General features: G+C 61.9%; 15 protein-coding genes. 3 read left to right on the top strand and 12 right to left on the bottom strand.

The features are described 5' to 3' along the window. Positions 1–174 precede the first annotated feature (174 nt). The 4 genes from truA to cysM all read right to left on the bottom strand — a co-directional run bounded on the left by truA (position 175) and on the right by cysM (position 3,784). Positions 175–978 (bottom strand): tRNA pseudouridine(38-40) synthase TruA, encoded by an 804-nt coding sequence (gene truA / locus AC3B8H_RS10170; RefSeq protein WP_488441469.1) that lies wholly within the window; start codon positions 976–978, stop codon positions 175–177. Positions 979–988: 10 nt separating this feature from the next. Then, the gene (locus tag AC3B8H_RS10175) at positions 989–1,477 is read right to left on the bottom strand and encodes a L,D-transpeptidase family protein (RefSeq protein ID WP_488441470.1); all 489 of its coding nucleotides are present in this window, start codon (positions 1,475–1,477) and stop codon (positions 989–991) included. Further along, entirely contained in the window at positions 1,474–2,799 is a 1,326-nt protein-coding gene (rlmD, locus tag AC3B8H_RS10180) for a 23S rRNA (uracil(1939)-C(5))-methyltransferase RlmD (RefSeq protein WP_488441471.1), read from the bottom strand. Before rlmD ends, AC3B8H_RS10175 begins: the two co-directional genes overlap by 4 nt. 94 nt (positions 2,800–2,893) lie before the next feature. Further along, entirely contained in the window at positions 2,894–3,784 is an 891-nt protein-coding gene (gene cysM / locus AC3B8H_RS10185; protein ID WP_488441472.1) for a cysteine synthase CysM, read from the bottom strand. A 125-nt stretch (positions 3,785–3,909) separates the two neighbouring features. Here cysM and ppk1 point away from each other — a divergent pair, with 125 nt between their 5' ends. Further along, entirely contained in the window at positions 3,910–5,979 is a 2,070-nt protein-coding gene (gene ppk1 / locus AC3B8H_RS10190; protein ID WP_488441473.1) for a polyphosphate kinase 1, read from the top strand. Between the two features lie 9 nt (positions 5,980–5,988). Then, positions 5,989–6,717, top strand: coding sequence for a DNA polymerase III subunit epsilon (gene dnaQ / locus AC3B8H_RS10195; protein ID WP_488441474.1), 729 nt, complete (start codon positions 5,989–5,991; stop codon positions 6,715–6,717). Here dnaQ and AC3B8H_RS10200 read toward each other — a convergent pair. The 6 genes from AC3B8H_RS10200 to AC3B8H_RS10225 form a co-directional block, all read right to left on the bottom strand. Continuing rightward, a complete protein-coding gene (locus tag AC3B8H_RS10200; RefSeq protein ID WP_488441475.1) occupies positions 6,714–6,902 on the bottom strand; it encodes a CstA-like transporter-associated (seleno)protein in 189 nt (62 codons plus the stop codon). The two genes, dnaQ and AC3B8H_RS10200, sit on opposite strands and share 4 nt — an antisense overlap. A 2-nt stretch (positions 6,903–6,904) precedes the next feature. Further along, positions 6,905–7,273: a PilZ domain-containing protein gene (locus tag AC3B8H_RS10205; protein ID WP_488441476.1), complete on the bottom strand. Its 369-nt coding sequence runs from the start codon at positions 7,271–7,273 to the stop codon at positions 6,905–6,907. Between the two features lie 59 nt (positions 7,274–7,332). After that, a complete protein-coding gene (locus tag AC3B8H_RS10210) occupies positions 7,333–9,630 on the bottom strand; it encodes a DNA internalization-related competence protein ComEC/Rec2 (RefSeq protein WP_488441477.1) in 2,298 nt (765 codons plus the stop codon). A 46-nt stretch (positions 9,631–9,676) separates the two neighbouring features. Next, entirely contained in the window at positions 9,677–10,042 is a 366-nt protein-coding gene (locus AC3B8H_RS10215; RefSeq protein WP_488441478.1) for a YciI family protein, read from the bottom strand. A gap of 168 nt (positions 10,043–10,210) precedes the next feature. After that, positions 10,211–10,585, bottom strand: a complete 375-nt coding sequence (locus AC3B8H_RS10220) for a YciI family protein (protein ID WP_488441479.1) — start codon at positions 10,583–10,585, stop codon at positions 10,211–10,213. A gap of 297 nt (positions 10,586–10,882) precedes the next feature. Next, entirely contained in the window at positions 10,883–12,130 is a 1,248-nt protein-coding gene (locus AC3B8H_RS10225; protein ID WP_488441480.1) for an RNA polymerase sigma factor, read from the bottom strand. Positions 12,131–12,343: 213 nt separating this feature from the next. Between AC3B8H_RS10225 and AC3B8H_RS10230 the strand changes: the two genes are divergently transcribed. After that, on the top strand, positions 12,344–13,639 hold the full coding sequence (locus tag AC3B8H_RS10230; RefSeq protein ID WP_488441481.1) for a PepSY-associated TM helix domain-containing protein: 1,296 nt from the start codon (positions 12,344–12,346) through the stop codon (positions 13,637–13,639). Positions 13,640–13,700: 61 nt separating this feature from the next. On the opposite strand, the gene AC3B8H_RS10235 is transcribed toward AC3B8H_RS10230, so the two are convergent. Next, positions 13,701–14,549 (bottom strand): HDOD domain-containing protein, encoded by an 849-nt coding sequence (locus AC3B8H_RS10235; protein ID WP_488441482.1) that lies wholly within the window; start codon positions 14,547–14,549, stop codon positions 13,701–13,703. Then, a partial coding sequence (locus AC3B8H_RS10240; protein WP_488441483.1) for a putative bifunctional diguanylate cyclase/phosphodiesterase occupies positions 14,539–16,703 on the bottom strand: 2,165 nt, incomplete at its 5' end. The genes AC3B8H_RS10240 and AC3B8H_RS10235, both read right to left, overlap by 11 nt.

Raw genomic sequence — 16,703 nt, forward strand, 5'->3', positions numbered from 1 at the left:
AATCCTTAAACGATAAACCTAACGCTCATGCAACCGCTGCGTCGCGCCGGCAAATGAAAGACACGGTGCGGGGAGGCGGCGGCCTTGAACCCGGTCGGCGACGGTGTTAGTTGCCTGAGCAAATGCGGATGGCACCCGTGGTAATCGCGCGGCATGGCCGGCGCGGGGAGCCCGTCAATCAAAACGCCGGGCGTCCTTGGGCAACTTCCGGAACACGGGATGGGCGGGCATGGCGTAGCGCTCGGGATAATACACGCCGCCCAGGTGCAGACCGTGCGGCGGAGCGGTGCTGGCGGCTTGGGCGCGGTCCTTGATTTGCAGTAGCCGCGAAGTCCAATCCTCGGGCTGTTTGCCGCTGCCGATGTCGATCAGCACACCGGCGATGTTGCGGACCATGTGGTGCAAAAACGCGTTGGCGCACAGGTCGATGATCACTTTATCGCCGTCGCGAACCACGTCGATGAAATACATCAGCCGATTGGGACTGACCGACTGGCAGCTTTGGGCGCGAAACGACGAAAAATCGTGCTCGCCGAGCAGATGCTGGGCGGCGCGATGCATGCGCTCGGCGTCGAGCATTTGGTAGCACCAGGTCGCCTGATCGCGCAACAGCGCCGACTTCATCGCCCGGTTCAGGATCACGTAACGGTAAAAGCGGGCGATGGCGCTGTAGCGGGCGTGGAAGTCGCCGACGGCCGGCCTGGCCCAGGTGATGCGGATATCGTCGGGCAGATGGCTGTTGCCGCCCATCACCCAGCCGCGCAAATCCCGATCGACCGGACAATCGAAATGCACGACCTGCTCCAGGGCGTGCACGCCGGCATCGGTGCGGCCGGCACACAACACCGTCACCGGTTGCGCCGCGATGTTGGCCAGCGCCCGTTCTAGCTCGCCTTGCACGGTGGCTTTGCCGGCCTGAATCTGCCAGCCGGCGTAGCGGCTGCCGTCGTATTCGACACCGAGAACGATGCGGCTCACGCGCGGCCGCTCAGACGTGAATAAACACCCGGCAGCCGGGCGACACCATGTCGAACAACTCGATCATATCGGCATTGCGCATCCGGATACAGCCGTGCGAAGCCGGCACCGCCTGCATCGCCTCGTCGGGACAGCCGTGGATGTAAATGTAACGCCGGGCGGTATCGACCTCGCCGTAGCGATTCTTGCCCGGCTCCAAACCACCCAGCCACAATATCCGGCTGAGTATCCAGTCGCGCTCGGGTTCGATCAACGCCAATTCCGGCGTGTAGATTTCACCGGTCGGCCGCCGGCCGACGAATACGGTGTTGACCGGGGCCTCGGCACCGATTTTGGCGCGGATGCGGTGCCAGCCGGTCGGGGTGCATTCGCTGCCCTTCAGTTCGCCGGGTCCGTTTTTGGCGGTGGATACCGCGAACACCCGCATCACACTGTCGTCTTCGATCAACAGCAGGCGCTGGTCGGCAAGCGATACGTCAATGTAGCAATGTGGACTCATGGTTTGACGAATAATGCGATGGACTCGACGTGGGCGGTCTGCGGGAACATATCCATCACGCCCGCCTTGACCAGTTGGTAACCCAATTCGTTGACCAGAATACCGGCATCGCGCGCCAATGTCGATGGATTGCAGGAGACGTAAACGATGCGCTCGGGCTGCCAGTGCTTGAAGTTATGCAACACCTCGGACGCGCCGGCCCGCGACGGATCGAGCAATACCTTGGTGAATTTTTGCCGGCACCAGGGCTGGTCCCGAACGTCCTTGGTCAAATCGGCGACGTGGAATTCGACATTGTCCAGCCGGTTCAAGCGGGCGTTTTCGCGGGCATGATTGACCAGCGGCGTATCGCCTTCGATGCCGACCACGTAACCGGCCCGGGTCGCCAGCGGCAGCGTGAAATTACCCAGCCCGCAAAACAAATCCAGGACCCGGTCGGTCTTCGTCAATTCCAGCGCGGTCAAGGCACGGGCAATCATTTGCCGGTTGATGTCGTAGTTCACCTGGGTGAACATCGCCGGCCGAAAGTTGAATTTAACACCGTAGTCCGGCAACGCGTAGCTGGGAATCACCTCGGGCTCGCCGTCCAGCGGCACGATGCTGTCCGGTCCCTTCGGTTGCAGGCAAATACTGATCTGGTGGAGGTGCGCGAATTCGCGCATCCGCTGCTTGTCCTCGGCGGTCGGCGGCTCCAACACCCGAAACGCCAGCACGCATTCGTCGTCGCCGATCGCGACTTCAATTTGCGGAATCTTATCCTTGATGCTCAGGCCGGCGATCATGTCGCCAAGCAGCGTCAGCTTCTCGCCGACGATCGGATGCATGACTTTACAGGCATCGATTTCGGCCAGATAGGGATTGCGACGCTCGCGAAAACCGACCAACACCTTACCTTTTTTGGCAACCCATTTCACGCCCATCCGCGCCTTGGTACGATAACCCCAGTGCGGCCCGGTCAAGGCTTCCCAGATTTGCGGGATCTCTACCTTGCCGATCCGGCGGAATTGCTCGCGCAACAGCTCTTCCTTAAACTGAATTTGCTCGGCGTCGTCGACGTGCTGAAAACTGCAACCGCCGCAACTGCCAAAGTGCGGACAGGCCGGATCGACCCGGTGCGGGTTGCGGTCGTGCAGTTTGACCACCTTGCCCTCGGCGTAATCGCGGCGGCTGTCGGTATAAACAAAGTCCACGCTCTCGCCGGGCAAGGCTTCGTCGATGAACACCACCTTGCCGTTGACGTGGCTGATGCCGCGGCCGTCGTGGGACAAGGATTCGATAGTGACGGTAACGGGGTCTAGCGGAAGTTTTTTCTTGTAAGCCATTATTCAATTAACGTGGGTCGGATCGGCGGGGTGCGATCCGACGGGACGGCGGGTAGCGCTGGGACCGGACCTTCGACCCGACCCAGCGCGGACTTCAGGTCGGGAATATCCCGGTGGACAAATAACGGTCGCCGCGATCGCAGACGATCGCCACGATCAGCGCACTTTCGACTTGCTGGGACAGCTGCAGCGCCGCGTAAACCGCGCCGCCGGACGACACGCCGGCGAAAATCCCTTCCTCGGCGGCCAGCGCGCGGGTGGTGTTCTCGGCGTTGATTTGATTGACTTCGATAATTCTGTCCACCCGGCTGTCGTCGTAGATCTTGGGCAGATATTCCTTGGGCCAGCGGCGAATGCCGGGTATCTTGGACTCGCCTTCCGGCTGCACGCCGACGATTTCGATCGCCGGGTTTTGCTCCTTCAAATATTTGGAGGTGCCCATGATGGTGCCTGTCGTCCCCATCGAGCTGACAAAGTGGGTGATGGCGCCCTGGGTGTCGCGCCAGATTTCCGGGCCGGTACCTTCATAATGCGCCAGCGGATTGTCCGGGTTGGCGAACTGATCGAGGATGCGGCCCTCGCCGCGCGCTTCCATGGCCCGCGCCAAGTCAATCGCGCCTTCCATGCTGCCCTTGGCCGGAGTCAAAATGATTTCGGCACCGTAGGCCTTCATCGACGCGATCCGTTCCGCGCTCATGTTATCCGGCATGATCAGCGTCATTTTGTAACCCTTGATCGCCGCCGCCATCGCCAACGCGATGCCGGTATTGCCGCTGGTGGCTTCGATCAGGCGGTCGCCCGGCTTGATCTCGCCGCGCGCCTCGGCATGCTGGATCATGCTCAAGGCCGGCCTGTCCTTGACCGAACCGGCCGGATTGTTGCCTTCCAGCTTGACTAAAATCGTGCAAGCATTGGCCACCGGCAAACGTTGCAAACGCACCAATGGCGTGTTTCCGACAAACGCTTCTATCGTTGGAAAATTCATGAATCTAACATCCGGTTATCAATGGGCGGCGATTATATCAACTTCGGACGCTTAAACGCCGCCGTAACCTAAGGCCGAAGCATTTGCCTTATAATCGGCGCGAGCCCGCCCCTTTCAGGACCGCCATGCAGCCGATCGAACTTAATAGCCCAGAGCTTTACATCAACCGCGAACTCAGTCTGTTGGAATTCAACGCCCGGGTGCTGGCCCAAGCCCTCGACGACAGCCTGCCGCTGCTGGAGCGCCTCAACTATTTATGCATTTCCTGTTCCAATCTCGACGAGTTCTACGAAGTGCGGGTGGCCAGTTTGCTGCAAATGGCGGAAATGGACGCCAACGTAATCAGCCCGGACGGACTGACCATCAACGAGCAACTGGAACGGCTGTCGGTCAAGGCTCACGACTTGGTTGCCGAACAATATCGGGTACTCAACGAAGTTCTGATACCGCGACTGGAGGCCGACCATATTCGCTTTCTGCGCCGCGACCGTTGGAGCGCCTCGCAAAAAGCCTGGCTGGAAAAATACTTTAACGAGGAGTTGCTGCCAATTCTGACCCCGGTCGGACTGGATTCGGCCCATCCGTTTCCGCGCATCCTCAACAAGAGTTTGAATTTCATCATCTCGCTGACCGGCAAGGACGCCTTCGGCCGCAACAGCGGCCGCGCGGTGCTGCAGGCGCCGCGCGCGCTGCCGCGCATCGTGCAATTGCCGGCCGCCGACACCGACAGCGGTCCGCACGATTTCGTGTTCCTGTCGTCGATTATCCACGCCTTCGTCAACGACTTGTTCAACGGCATGACCGTCAAGGGTTGCTACCAATTTCGGGTCACCCGCAACAGCGACTTCTTCGTCGACGACGACGCCATCGACGATTTGATGCTGGCCGTCGAAGGCGAATTGGCGATGCGCAATTACGGCGACGAAGTCCGCCTGGAAATCGACGCCAACTGCCCGGAAGAAACCGTCAACTTCCTGATGGCCCGCTTCGACCTGACCGCCGACCGGCTGTTTCTGGCCAACGGCCCGGTCAACCTGAGCCGGATTCAAGCGATTTACAACCTGATCGAGCGGCCGGAATTGAAGTTTCCGCCGTTCAAACCCAGCGTGCCCAACGCCTTCGGCCGCAACAAGGATTTCTTCGCCAGCATCCGCAAGCAGGATGTGCTGCTGCATCACCCCTACGAATCGTTCACGCCGGTGGTCGATTTCATCAAACAGGCCGCCGCCGATCCGGACGTGCTGGCGATCAAGCAAACCCTGTACCGCACCGGCGTCGATTCGCCAATCGTCGCGGCGCTAATCAAGGGCGCCCGCGCCGGCAAGGAAGTCACCGTGGTCATCGAACTGCGCGCCCGTTTCGACGAAAAGGACAACATCGGCCTGGCCGCCAAATTACAGGAAGCCGGCGCCCACGTCGTGTACGGGGTGGTCGGCTACAAGACCCACGCCAAGATGTGCATGGTGCTGCGCAAGGAAAACAACCATCTGCGCAATTATGTGCATCTAGGCACCGGCAACTACCACCCCAAAACCGCCCGGCTCTACACCGACTACGGTTTGTTTACTTGCGACAAGGAACTGGCCGAGGACGTGCGCAGGGTGTTCATGCAATTGACCAGCCTGGGCAAGGTCAGCAAATTGAACAAATTGCTGCAATCGCCGTTTACGCTGCATCCGGGCCTGATGAAGATGATCGACAAGGAAATCGACCAGGCCAAAAAAGGCAAGCCGGCCAAAATCATCATCAAAGTCAACGCCGTGGTCGAGGAACAAGCCATCCGCGCGCTGTACCGCGCGTCGCAAGCCGGCGTGGAAATCAAAATGATCGTGCGCGGCATGTGCTGTTTGCGGCCCGGCGTACCGGGGGTCTCCGACAATATCGAAGTCCGCTCCATCGTCGGCCGCTTTCTGGAACACACCCGGATTTACGCGTTTTACAACAGCGGCGATTGGGCGGTATACGCCTCCAGCGCCGATTTAATGAACCGCAACATGTTCCGACGGGTGGAAGTCTGCTTCCCGATCGGCGACCGCAAAAACATCGACCGGGTTCTGGCCGATCTGGAAGGCTATTTGAGCGACACGGCGCAAGCTTGGTTGCTGCAAAGCGACGGCCAGTACCGACGCGCCGAACGCGGCGAACAAGCCGCTTACCAGGTACAAACCGAATTATTGAAAGCCTTCTGCGGCTGAGGAGCGACGATGAGTTCACGCCAACATCGGCAGATCGTACTGGATACCGAGACCACCGGCATCAATCCCAAGGAAGGCCACAAGATCATCGAAATCGGTTGCGTCGAGCTGATCAACCGCCGGCTGACCCGCAACCACTTTCACGTCTATCTGAATCCGGACCGGGAAATCGACGCCGGCGCCATCGAAGTACACGGCATCACCAACGAGTTTTTGCGCGACAAGCCGCGCTTCGCCGATGTCGTCGAGGATTTCATGGCCTTCACCGCCGGCGCGGAACTGATCATCCACAACGCGCCGTTCGACGTCGGCTTTTTGAACCACGAATTGAGTCTGTTGCCGGGCGAGACGCGTAGCGTCGAATCCAACAGCAGCGTGTTCGACACGCTGGCCTTCGCCCGCAAAAAACATCCCGGCGCCCGCGCCAGCCTGGACGCGCTGTGCAAGCGCTACGGCATCGACAACAGCCACCGGGAATTGCACGGCGCGCTATTGGACGCCGAGATTCTGGCCGACGTTTATCTATTGATGACCGGCGGCCAGTTTTCGCTGCTGGAAGACGCGGAAGCCGACAGCGCCGGCGAACAAACCATCGTCAGGCTCTCCGCCGACCGGCCGCCACTGAAAGTCATCGCCTGCAACGCCGAAGAGCAAGCCGCCCACGAGCAACGCCTGGCCAAAATCGCCAAAGTATCCGGCAACTGCTTGTGGACCCGGGAAGCCGAGCCGCCGGTTTAGCAGCAGCGTTTGACGCCGCTCCATTTGCGGCGGGTTTCGGCGGCGAAGAAGGCCTTGCGGCTGAGCGGCGCCGATTCGGTGTCGGCATGGTGGGTTTGCCAGTGTTGTAAGTAGCGGCGGTAGGCGGTTTCGCCGTTCAGCGCCTCCCAGATTCGCCGGAGCATGCCGGCCGAGGTCGTCGCCATTCTCAGCCTTCGTCGGCCGGCGGCGCGAATTTCACGCACTCGAACATCAAATCGTCCAATTCGTGCTCGGCGTGCCGCTCGCTGTCGTACTGCAAGCCGCATTCCTGGTGCTCGTCGCGCAAATGCTTGATCATGCCGTGGATCGACACCGGCACTTTCGATTCCGGCAACACGATCGAAATCCGCAGCTCGGCTTCCTCGACGGTTTGGGCCAGCGGCTCTTTCAAGCGGATTTTGATACCGCTGTAGCTCATGTCCACCACCAAGCCGTCGATGACGATTTCGCCGCCGGGCGGCGGCGGGTCGATGATGATGTGCGCCGACAAACCCTCCGGGCAGAACCGCCGATGGCTGCGTTTTTCGATTTCCATGCATAAGCTCCCGCGAATAATTGCGAGAGTATAGGCAGAAATTCCAACGCCGTTAAGTGTTATCGGCCGGCTTCCGCCGCCGGACAGGCATCCGCCGCCATCCAATAGCGGCGGCGCCGGCAGCGTTCGCCGAGGATCGTCGCCGGAATGGCGACCGTATCGACAACGATCGCGCCTTGATTGGCGGTATTCACCCAATTCGCGCCGATCCGGCGATAGCGCTCCAGTACTTGCGGATGCGGAAAGCCGAAGCGGTTCAAATGGCCGGCCGGAATCAGCACCCAGGCCGGCGAAACCTGTTCCAGAAACGCCGGCGTTGACGAGGTCTTGCTGCCGTGATGCGGCGCCACCAACCAGGTGCTGGCCAGTTCGTTACCGTATTGCTCCACCAAACGGCGTTCTCCGGCTTGCTCAATGTCGGCGGTCAATAGCAGACTGGCGCTGGCGGCGCGGACTTGCAGCACGCAGGAATTGTCGTTGTCGCCCGGCAGACGCGGATCGGACGGCGCCAACATCCGAAACTCGACGCCGTCCCAAGTCCAGGTCTGCCCAGACCGACAATACTCGCCGTCCGGCCGCTCGGCCCAGGCCGGCACGCTGCTGATCACCCGGGCGGCGGCGACCTCGGCCAGCACCGAGTCCGCGCCGCCGCTGTGGTCGATGTCGTCGTGGCTAACGATCAAGCCGTCCAGCCGGCGTATGCCCCGCGAGCGCAAATACGGCAAAATCACCGAATCGCCCATGTCGGAGTCTTCGGAATAACGAGCACCGGTGTCGAATAATAAGCGATGCTCGGCGGTCTCGACGACGGCGGCCAAGCCTTGGCCGACATCCAGCAGCGCCAACCGCGCTTCGCCGGGCGGCGGCCGGTCTACCTCGGCAATCAACAGCGGCAAAAACAACCCAATCGCCAGATAGCGGGCCGGGAATCCCTTGGGCGCCAGCATCAACAAGGTGCCGACGCCGGCGCACAGCAAGGCCGGCCAAGCCGGCGTCGCTAGCGCCGCGCTGGCCAACGGCAAATCCGCCAGGATTTGCAAGGCTTGCCAGAGCGCCTGGAGGCACCAATCGACCAAAACCAGCACGCCGTGCGCCGCCGCCGGCCAGATGAATAATACCGCCACCGCCGCCAAGGCCAACGGCACCACCACGATGCCGATCACCGGCACCGCCAGCCAGTTGGCCAACGGCGAAATCAGCGAGACTTGTTGAAAAAACAGAATCAGCAGAGGCGCCAAGCCGGCCGCCGTGGCCCATTGCGTCAACGCCGCCTCGCGCCAGTAGCCCGGCCGGCCGAGCCGGCCGGCGGAAACGTAGATCAATAATCCGACCGCCGCGAACGACAACCAAAAACCGACCGCCAGTACCGCCAGCGGATCGAAGGCCAACACCGCCAGCAAGGCCAACGCCAGGATCCGCCAGGCACCGACATTACGCTGCCAACTCAAGGCCGCCAACGCCACGGCCAGCATCACCACCGCGCGCAGCGTCGGCACCGAATAGCCGGCCAAACCGGCGTAACACGCCGCCACCAGCCACGCCGTCAGTGCCGCCACCCGCTGCGGCGACCAACGCAGAACGCCGGTCCAGGCCCAGGCGCGCCGTACGATCAGAAAAACCAGGCCGGCCACCAAACTGATGTGCGAGCCGGAAATCACGATCAAATGCACGGTGCCGGTTTTGCGAAACACCTGCCACTGCGCCTGACTCAACCCATCCTGGCTGCCTATCGTCAGCGCTTTGATCAAACCGAGGTTGGCGCCGCCGGGCAAGGCCTGGTCCAGCGCCGCCGAAATGCTGTGTCTGGCTCGCGCCAAGACCGCGCCCAACCGGCCATCGTCGGCCAGGCGCAACGGCGCCGGCTCGTCGCGGACATAGCCGGTGGCGCCAATCCGATTGGCAAACAACCAAGCTTCGTAATCGAAACCGCCCGGATTCAGACGGCCGTGCGGCTGTCGCAGCTTGACGGTCAAGCGCCAGCTCTGGCCCGCCGCCACCTCGGCCGTGGTCCGATACCAGTTCAATCGCAATGTCCTTGGAAAGTCGCCGGCCGGACGAGTAACGGCGAAGTCGAAGCCGATGCGATTGTCCAAGTGCCTGGGCATGCCGGCGATATAGCCTTCGACTTGAATTTCCCGGTTTTGCCAAGCATCGGGCAAGCGCTCACCGAGGCGCCAACCCCCGAATCCGGCCGCCCAAAGCGCGCCGGCCAATAACGCGGCCAAGCCGACCTGACGCTTGTACGCGCTCAGCAGCAATAATGCCGCCAACGCCGACCACTCCCAATCCACCGGTAGCCGCTGCCATTGTTGCACCCAAACGATGCCGGCCAACACCGCCAAAGCCGCGATCGCCATCGGCTAGCGCATTCCGATCGCCAACGCCGGGATGGGCCGCGCCACTCTAGGCCGGATCATCCGCCGGCAACCCCGGCAATTCGATCAACGGCCTGACTTCGACCGTGCCCTTGCGCGCCATCGGAATCCGCGCGGCGATGGCAATCGCCTGATCCAGATCGGCGGTTTCCACCAAGTAGTAGCCGCCGAGTTGCTCGTGGGTTTCGGCAAACGGGCCGTCGGTGACCAGACACTGCCCATCGCGCACCCGCACGCTGGTTGCCAACGCGGTGGGTTGCAGCGGACTGGCGGCCAGATATTGGCCGCGTTCCGCCAAATCGCGCGCCAGCTGCAAGGACTCCTGATAACAAGCCTGGCGATCATCGTCCGCCAGCGTCCGCTCGGCAAAGTAAATCAACAACAAGTATTTCATATAGTCTCCAAATAAAAACCTTCGGCCGACCGCCGCTCCGGGGTGCCCCTCGGCTCAAAACCGCGGTTTCGAAAACCAGCGGCTAGGTCATTGCCGGACGATCGCCCCGTCGCGATAGCGAGGCCCGGCATCCTCGCCCAGCCATCGAAGCCGGTGGCGACCGCCTGCTCAACCCAAACCCAACGCGGTCAAGGTTTGACTATCCTCGGCGACCGGGCGCACTTCCACGCAACCGAAGCGCGCGCCTGGGATTCGGGCGGCGATTCGGATCGCCTCGTTCAGATCGGCGGCCTCGATTACATAATAACCGCCCAACTGCTCCTTGGTTTCGGCAAACGGCCCGTCCGTGGTGGTCACGTTGGCATCGCGGACCCGCACCGTGATGGCCGCGCTGGCCGGCAACAATCGGTTGCAAGCCAAGTAATGGCCGCTGGCCCGAATCGCTTCGGTAAATTCGGCGTACTCTTCAAAATGCCGGTCGGCGGCGGCCGGCTCCATGTCTTCCATGACTTTTTCGGCACAAATCAGGCAAAGGTATTTCATCGGTTACTCCCAGCGTCGAGTTTCGGGTAAACCTAATAAAAGCCGTTGGGCGATGAAAAATCCCGCTCGTCGAGTTTGTCGAAGGGCGGGCGGGATTTTCATTCAGCCATCGAGTAAGCATATTGCGGGCCGTTCATGCTTCGACGTTGCTCTCGGCAAATACGCCATGCGTTGCCCGACCTTCCGCATCGATGCAAGTCGAGCGCGAACGGAACGCAATACACTTCAAGCGCTCTTTTTTAGGATCAACGCTAGTCGTTTGGCGACGATCCGATTCGACATCACCTGCAAGAATTTTCAGCCGGCCAATTCGGCCAGTCGGCGCTGTAAAAACCGCCGCTCGGGTTCCTGCTTGACTAGCGCCAGCGCGCGTTGATAGGCGGCGATCGCGCCGGCGGCATCGCCCAAGCGCCGGTACAAATCGCCGCGCGCGGCGTGAGCCAAATGGTAGCCGGCCAATTCGCCGCGCGCCAGGATAGCGTCGATCACGGCCAAGCCGGCGCAGGGGCCGTCGCGCATCGCCAGCGCGACGGCCAGATTCAACTCGACGACCGGCGACGATTGCACTGTCAGCAGCAATTGATACAAAGCGACGATCTGCGGCCAATCGGTGGCTTCCGGGCAGGCGGCCTCGGCATGCAAGGCGGCGATCGCGGCCTGCAAGGCGTAAACCCCCGGCCGGCCGCCGCCCAAGGCGGCTTCGACCCAACGCTGGCCTTCGGCGATTTGCGCGCGATGCCACAGCGAGCGGTCCTGGTCGGCCAGCAAGATCAATTCGCCGTCGGCGGAGGTTCGCGCCTCGCGCCGCGCATCGTGCAGCAACATCAAGGCCAACAAACCGAATACTTCCGGCTCCGGCAACAACTCGGCCAGCAGGCGACCCAACCGCACGGCCTCGCCGGCCAGATCGGGTCGGGTCAGACTGGCGCCCGACGACGCCGAATACCCTTCGTTGAACACCAGATAAACCACCCGCAACACCGAGGCCAAACGGTCCGGCAATTCCTCGGCGAGCGGCACCCGATACGGAATCTTGGCGTCGCGAATCTTGGCCTTGGCGCGAACGAGGCGTTGCGCCAACGTCGGCGTGGGCGTCAGGAAGGCCGCGGCGATCGCCTCGGTCGTCAAGCCGCAGACTTCCCGCAAGGTCAAGGCCAGATGCGCCTCCGGCGCCAGTGCCGGATGGCAGCAGGTAAAAATCAGCTTCAGCCTGTCGTCCGGCCAGTCTTCGGCGCTGTCGGCCGCCGCATCCGCTCGCGGATCGATCAGCGCGTCGATATCCTCCAGTTGCTCGAAGCGCGACAGCCGACGCAAGCGGTCAACGGCTTTGAAGCGACCGGCTGAAACCAGCCAGGCCCTGGGGTTGGCCGGCAGGCCGTCGCGCGGCCACTGTTCCAACGCGGCCCGAAACGCATCGTGCAAGCCTTCCTCGGCGAGGTCGAAATCGCCGAGCAAGCGAATCAAGGTCGCCAAAATCCGCCGCGATTCGTCGCGGTATAGCACCTGAACCTCGGCGCGGATGGCGTGTTCGTCGGGCAAATGCATTGAGGAGTCACAGTTTGAGCGATGGGTTGGGAGGGTCGCCGCGAGCCGGGAGACCGGTTCTCGCGGCCGGGCCACCCCGGTCGGGCTTTGCGGCATCGGGAGCGGCGCGGCTGGAATATTACCTCAGTCGGCGGGCGCTCGGTGAAATTTCGCGGTCGCCGGGCGCCGGCGATTGCGGCAAAATAGCGGGCCCACTTACCCGCGCCGATTGCCATGTCCGAATTGCAATACCCGATCATCGTCCGTCCCCGTTTTCGATTCGCCGCGCGTCGGCTTTGGGTGCAATGCCATCTCTACCTGGCCTTGTCGGCGGGGTTGCTGTTCGCGCTGATGGGCCTGACCGGCAGCCTTTGCGTGTACCGGGAAGAAATCGACAACCTCCTCAACCCGCACTTGCGCGCGCCCGCCTACCGCGCCGACGCCGAGACGCTGGCATTGGACAAGCTATTCGCGGCCCTGCGCGCCGCCGAACCGGATCGGCACGGCGCCTGGACGCTGGAAATGCCGCGCGCGGCGGATGGCGCGATCACCGCCTGGTTCGACAAGCCCAAGGAAAGTTACGAGCAATATTACGCCCCGCTGATGGTTTCGCTGGACCCTTACACCGGTAAGGTGTTGGACCGGCGGTTTTGGGGGCAAACCCTGACAACCTGGATATTGGACCTGCACAGCCAGTTGCAGTGGGCCGCCACCGGCCGCACCGTGGTGGCGTGGCTGGGCGGCCTGCTGATGCTGTCGGTACTTAGCGGGCTGGGCTTGTGGTGGCCTGGCCGCGAACGCCTCGGCGAGGTGTTCAGAATACGCCACGCCAGCTTGGTGAAACTGGCCTTTGACTTGCACCGTTGGCTGGGCCTGCTCAGCGGCGGCGTCTTGTTGATTCTGGCCTTTACCGGATTTCATCTGGCCTACCCGGCCCTGCTGGAAACACTGACCGCCGCCGACGGCATGGGCCACGGCGACGAGGGCCCGGCGGTACGCAGTACCGGCGTGCCGAACAACCGACCGGTCAATCTGGCCGAAGCGGTGTTGGTGGCGCGCGGGCCGTTCCCGAAATCCGAAGTGCGACGGATAACGACGCCGGTCGGCGAACTGGGCACCTATCGGATCAACTTGCGCCAACGCGACGAAATCAATCAGCACCATCCGTTCACGACCGTTTGGGTGGACCGGTGGAGCGGGCAAATCCGCGACGTGCGCAACCCGCACAAATTTTCTGCGGGCCAGCGCTTTACCACTTGGCTGTGGCCGCTGCATACCGGCGAGGCGTTCGGCGCGGCCGGTCGGTTTCTATGGTTTCTGACCGGGCTGGCGCCCGCCCTGCTCTACATCAGCGGCTTGCTGCATTGGTTGCATCGGCGCGGTTGGTTGGCCGACCGCGCAATCGATTGGCCGGACTTGGCCGCGCGCGGCGGAACCGCCTGCCGCGCCGGCGCCGCCGGCGTGCGCCGTTGGCTGGCGATCCGCGTACTGCCGATGTTGCGCGATTTCAGCGCCAAACGCGGACGCTGACCGGGCGGCGGCGAAACGCCAAGCCCCGAAGCCGCCAAGCTCGGAGCGCCCCCGCCGACCGCTAACGAAACAAGGTTGCCGCTAATTCCCGGACCGCGGACGCCTGCTCTCCCAAGCGCAGATACACTTCGGCCTGGCGCTCGGCGCCGATGCCGATCTCGTTCAAGCCGCTCAGCGGCGGCCATTCCTCGTCCTTGCCGGCCCGGCAAGCCATCCGGGCGGCGGCGTGTACCAATTGGACCGCCCGCCAGTGGTCGCCACGATAGTCCGGCTCGCCGTGACGAGCGACAGTCACGACCAATTCCGGCGCCAAACCCCATTGCTCGGCCAAATAGCCGCCTACTTCGCAGTAATCGCCCTGCAAGGCGTGCCGCAGCAGCCGACTCAACGCAATTTCCGGATGGCTCCGCTTGTATTCCAGCACGATTTGGGTTTGCTCCGGCATCGTATCGGCCAGACACAACAAGCCGATGTTGTGCAAAATGCCGGCGGTTCTGACGGTTTCCGCCAACCCGCTATCGCCGAGCGGTTCGGCCAAGCGGGCGGCGGCCTGACCGGTCAACATGCCGCTGACCCAATAGCGGCGCAGATCGAACGCCCGACATTTGCCGGGATGAAACGGCTTCATCACCGCCAAGCCGATGCCGACCGCCCTGATCACGTTCATGCCCAATTTCAGGCAGCAGCGCTCTATCGAAGTCACCGGCTCGCCGTGGCCGTTGGCCCAAGCGGAGTTGGCCAGGGCCAGCAAACGGGCGCAAATGGTCGGATGGTAGGTCAATACTTCGGCCAGCGCCGGATAATCCAAATCATCGTCCACCAAGGCCCGCAGCAAATGGTGGACATCGTGCGGCAGCACCAACACTCGCTCCAATCCGCTCCGCCACAGCGGCGCCGCCTCAGTGACCATCGCCGGCCATTCCCGAAGCAAGCCCGCTTTCGGCCTGCTCAAGCCGAAAATCCTTCCCGAACAAAGCCGGCAAGTCCTTGGCCGGCAAGGGCTGGCTGAAATAATAGCCCTGGATGATCTGGCAACCCAAGCCGCTCATCACCATGGCTTGTTCGATGGTTTCGACGCCTTCGGCCACCATCTTGAACGCCATAGCATTGGCCATGCCGATGATGGTGCCCAGCAAAATCGGCGTTTGCGGATTGGTCAACACGTCCTGAACGAACACCCGATCTATTTTCAAGCAATCGACCGGCAGGTGTTTGAGCGACGCCAGCGACGAATAACCGGTGCCGAAATCGTCAATGGCAATCCGGCACGACCTTGCCTTCAGCTGCTGAAAAATCGCCATATCCGCTTCGGTTTGCATGACGCTTTCGGTCACTTCCAGCGTCAGCGCGTCGGCCGGCAAATCCGACGCCTTTAACGCCGCATTCAAAATATCCAACAATCGCGGATCGCGGAATTGGCTGGCCGACAGGTTGACCGCGACGGTGAGCGGCACCATGCCCAGTTCGTGCCAAGCCTTGAGTTGGCGACACGCCGCGCCGATCACCCAGGCACCGAGTTGTTGAATCAAACCCAGCGCCTCGGACAGACCGATGAATTCGCTGGGCCCGAGCAAGCCGCGTTGCGGATGCCGCCAGCGCAACAAGGCCTCGACGCCGATCACCCGGCCGGTCACCATGCTGACCTGGGGTTGGTAATACAATTCGAATTGCTCCTTTTCCAGTGCTTCGCGCAACATTTGTTCGTCTTGCAGGCGTTTGATTGCCAACCCGGTCATTTCCGGCCGGTAATAAGCGTAACGTTGCTTGCCGGCGCTTTTCGCGGAGTACATCGCGGTGTCGGCCGCCTTCATCAGGTCGTGTTCGTTGTCGCCGTCCTTGGGATAAATGGCAATACCGATACTCACCCGCGGACTCAAATGATGGCTGCCCAAAATCAGCGGCAGATTGATTTCCTCAAGGCAACGCTCGGCGATTTCCATCGCTTGAAACTCGTCGGTAATCGGGTTGGCGATCACGCAAAACTCGTCGCCGCCCAGCCGGGCGACAAAATCCTCGCCGCGCATCACCCGCTGGATGCGTTGCGCAATCGCCGTCAAAAACTGGTCGCCGACGTTGTGGCCGAAACTGTCGTTAACGTATTTGAATTCGTCCAGATCCAGGAACAGAAACGCAAACTGCTGCTGGCCGCGCTGGGCGGCCTTGATGGTTTGCTGGATGCGTTTTTGATAATGCACGCGGCTGGCCAGACCGGTCAACGCATCGAAGTAGGCCAATTGGTGAATCAATTGCTCGGAGGCTTTCTGCTTGCTGATGTCTTGCACGGTGCCGGTGACGTAGGCATTCGGGCCGCCTTCGACCAGCGCGGTATGTTGGCGCACCGTGATCGGCTGTTCCAAATCGACGCGCAAGCGGTATTCGATATCGTCGACCGCCTCGCCGGCCGCCGCCGCGTCGATTAGCGCCCTCACCGTCGGCTGCTTATCGGGCTCGATCAACTCGATATAGCGATCGAGATCGCCTTGAAAATAGTCGGGCTCCAATCGGCACAACTCCGCCAGATAAGACGAGGTGCCGAACCGGCGCTGCCTGGGTTCCCAAGTCCAATAACCCAGACCGGCGACGCGTTGCGCCGCGGACAATTGCTGCTTGTTGTGTCGCAGTTCGGCGGTGGTCCGGCTGGCGCGCAACAAAAACTTGATGTGATGTATCAACACCACGTGATTGATCGGTTTGACGATGAAATCGGCGGCGCCGACCCTGAAGGCGCGATTGATCGATTCGATGTCGTCCAGGCCGGTGGACATGATAATCGGCACGCCGGCCATTGCCGGCACGGCATGCATGGCCTGGCAGGTATCGAAACCGTCGATGCCGGGCATCACGGCATCCAGAATCACCAGATCGGGCGTTTCCCGGTCCAGCCACGCCAAGGCCGCCTCGCCGCTATCGGCCTCGGCGACGCGATAGCCGGCGCTCCGCAGTTTGGCGCCGGTCACCATCCGAAACCCGGGATCGTCGTCCACCAACAATATGCGGTCGACCTCGCCGTCCGGCGTTTCGTTCTCCGATGCGGATTCCGGCAACCGAGCGTCGCCGTCCGAAT

Source organism: Methylomonas sp. BG-2 (assembly GCF_057766305.1).

What these genes read in the sequence shown, in the direction of transcription:
- AC3B8H_RS10175 (WP_488441470.1), bottom strand. Translation starts at nt 1,477, where the DNA reads ATGAGTCCACATTGCTACATTGACGTATCGCTTGCCGACCAGCGCCTG.
- rlmD (WP_488441471.1), bottom strand. Translation starts at nt 2,799, where the DNA reads ATGGCTTACAAGAAAAAACTTCCGCTAGACCCCGTTACCGTCACTATC.
- cysM (WP_488441472.1), bottom strand. Translation starts at nt 3,784, where the DNA reads ATGAATTTTCCAACGATAGAAGCGTTTGTCGGAAACACGCCATTGGTG.
- ppk1 (WP_488441473.1), top strand. Translation starts at nt 3,910, where the DNA reads ATGCAGCCGATCGAACTTAATAGCCCAGAGCTTTACATCAACCGCGAA.
- dnaQ (WP_488441474.1), top strand. Translation starts at nt 5,989, where the DNA reads ATGAGTTCACGCCAACATCGGCAGATCGTACTGGATACCGAGACCACC.
- AC3B8H_RS10200 (WP_488441475.1), bottom strand. Translation starts at nt 6,902, where the DNA reads ATGGCGACGACCTCGGCCGGCATGCTCCGGCGAATCTGGGAGGCGCTG.
- AC3B8H_RS10205 (WP_488441476.1), bottom strand. Translation starts at nt 7,273, where the DNA reads ATGGAAATCGAAAAACGCAGCCATCGGCGGTTCTGCCCGGAGGGTTTG.
- AC3B8H_RS10210 (WP_488441477.1), bottom strand. Translation starts at nt 9,630, where the DNA reads ATGGCGATCGCGGCTTTGGCGGTGTTGGCCGGCATCGTTTGGGTGCAA.
- AC3B8H_RS10215 (WP_488441478.1), bottom strand. Translation starts at nt 10,042, where the DNA reads ATGAAATACTTGTTGTTGATTTACTTTGCCGAGCGGACGCTGGCGGAC.
- AC3B8H_RS10220 (WP_488441479.1), bottom strand. Translation starts at nt 10,585, where the DNA reads ATGAAATACCTTTGCCTGATTTGTGCCGAAAAAGTCATGGAAGACATG.
- AC3B8H_RS10225 (WP_488441480.1), bottom strand. Translation starts at nt 12,130, where the DNA reads ATGCATTTGCCCGACGAACACGCCATCCGCGCCGAGGTTCAGGTGCTA.
- AC3B8H_RS10230 (WP_488441481.1), top strand. Translation starts at nt 12,344, where the DNA reads ATGTCCGAATTGCAATACCCGATCATCGTCCGTCCCCGTTTTCGATTC.
- AC3B8H_RS10235 (WP_488441482.1), bottom strand. Translation starts at nt 14,549, where the DNA reads ATGGTCACTGAGGCGGCGCCGCTGTGGCGGAGCGGATTGGAGCGAGTG.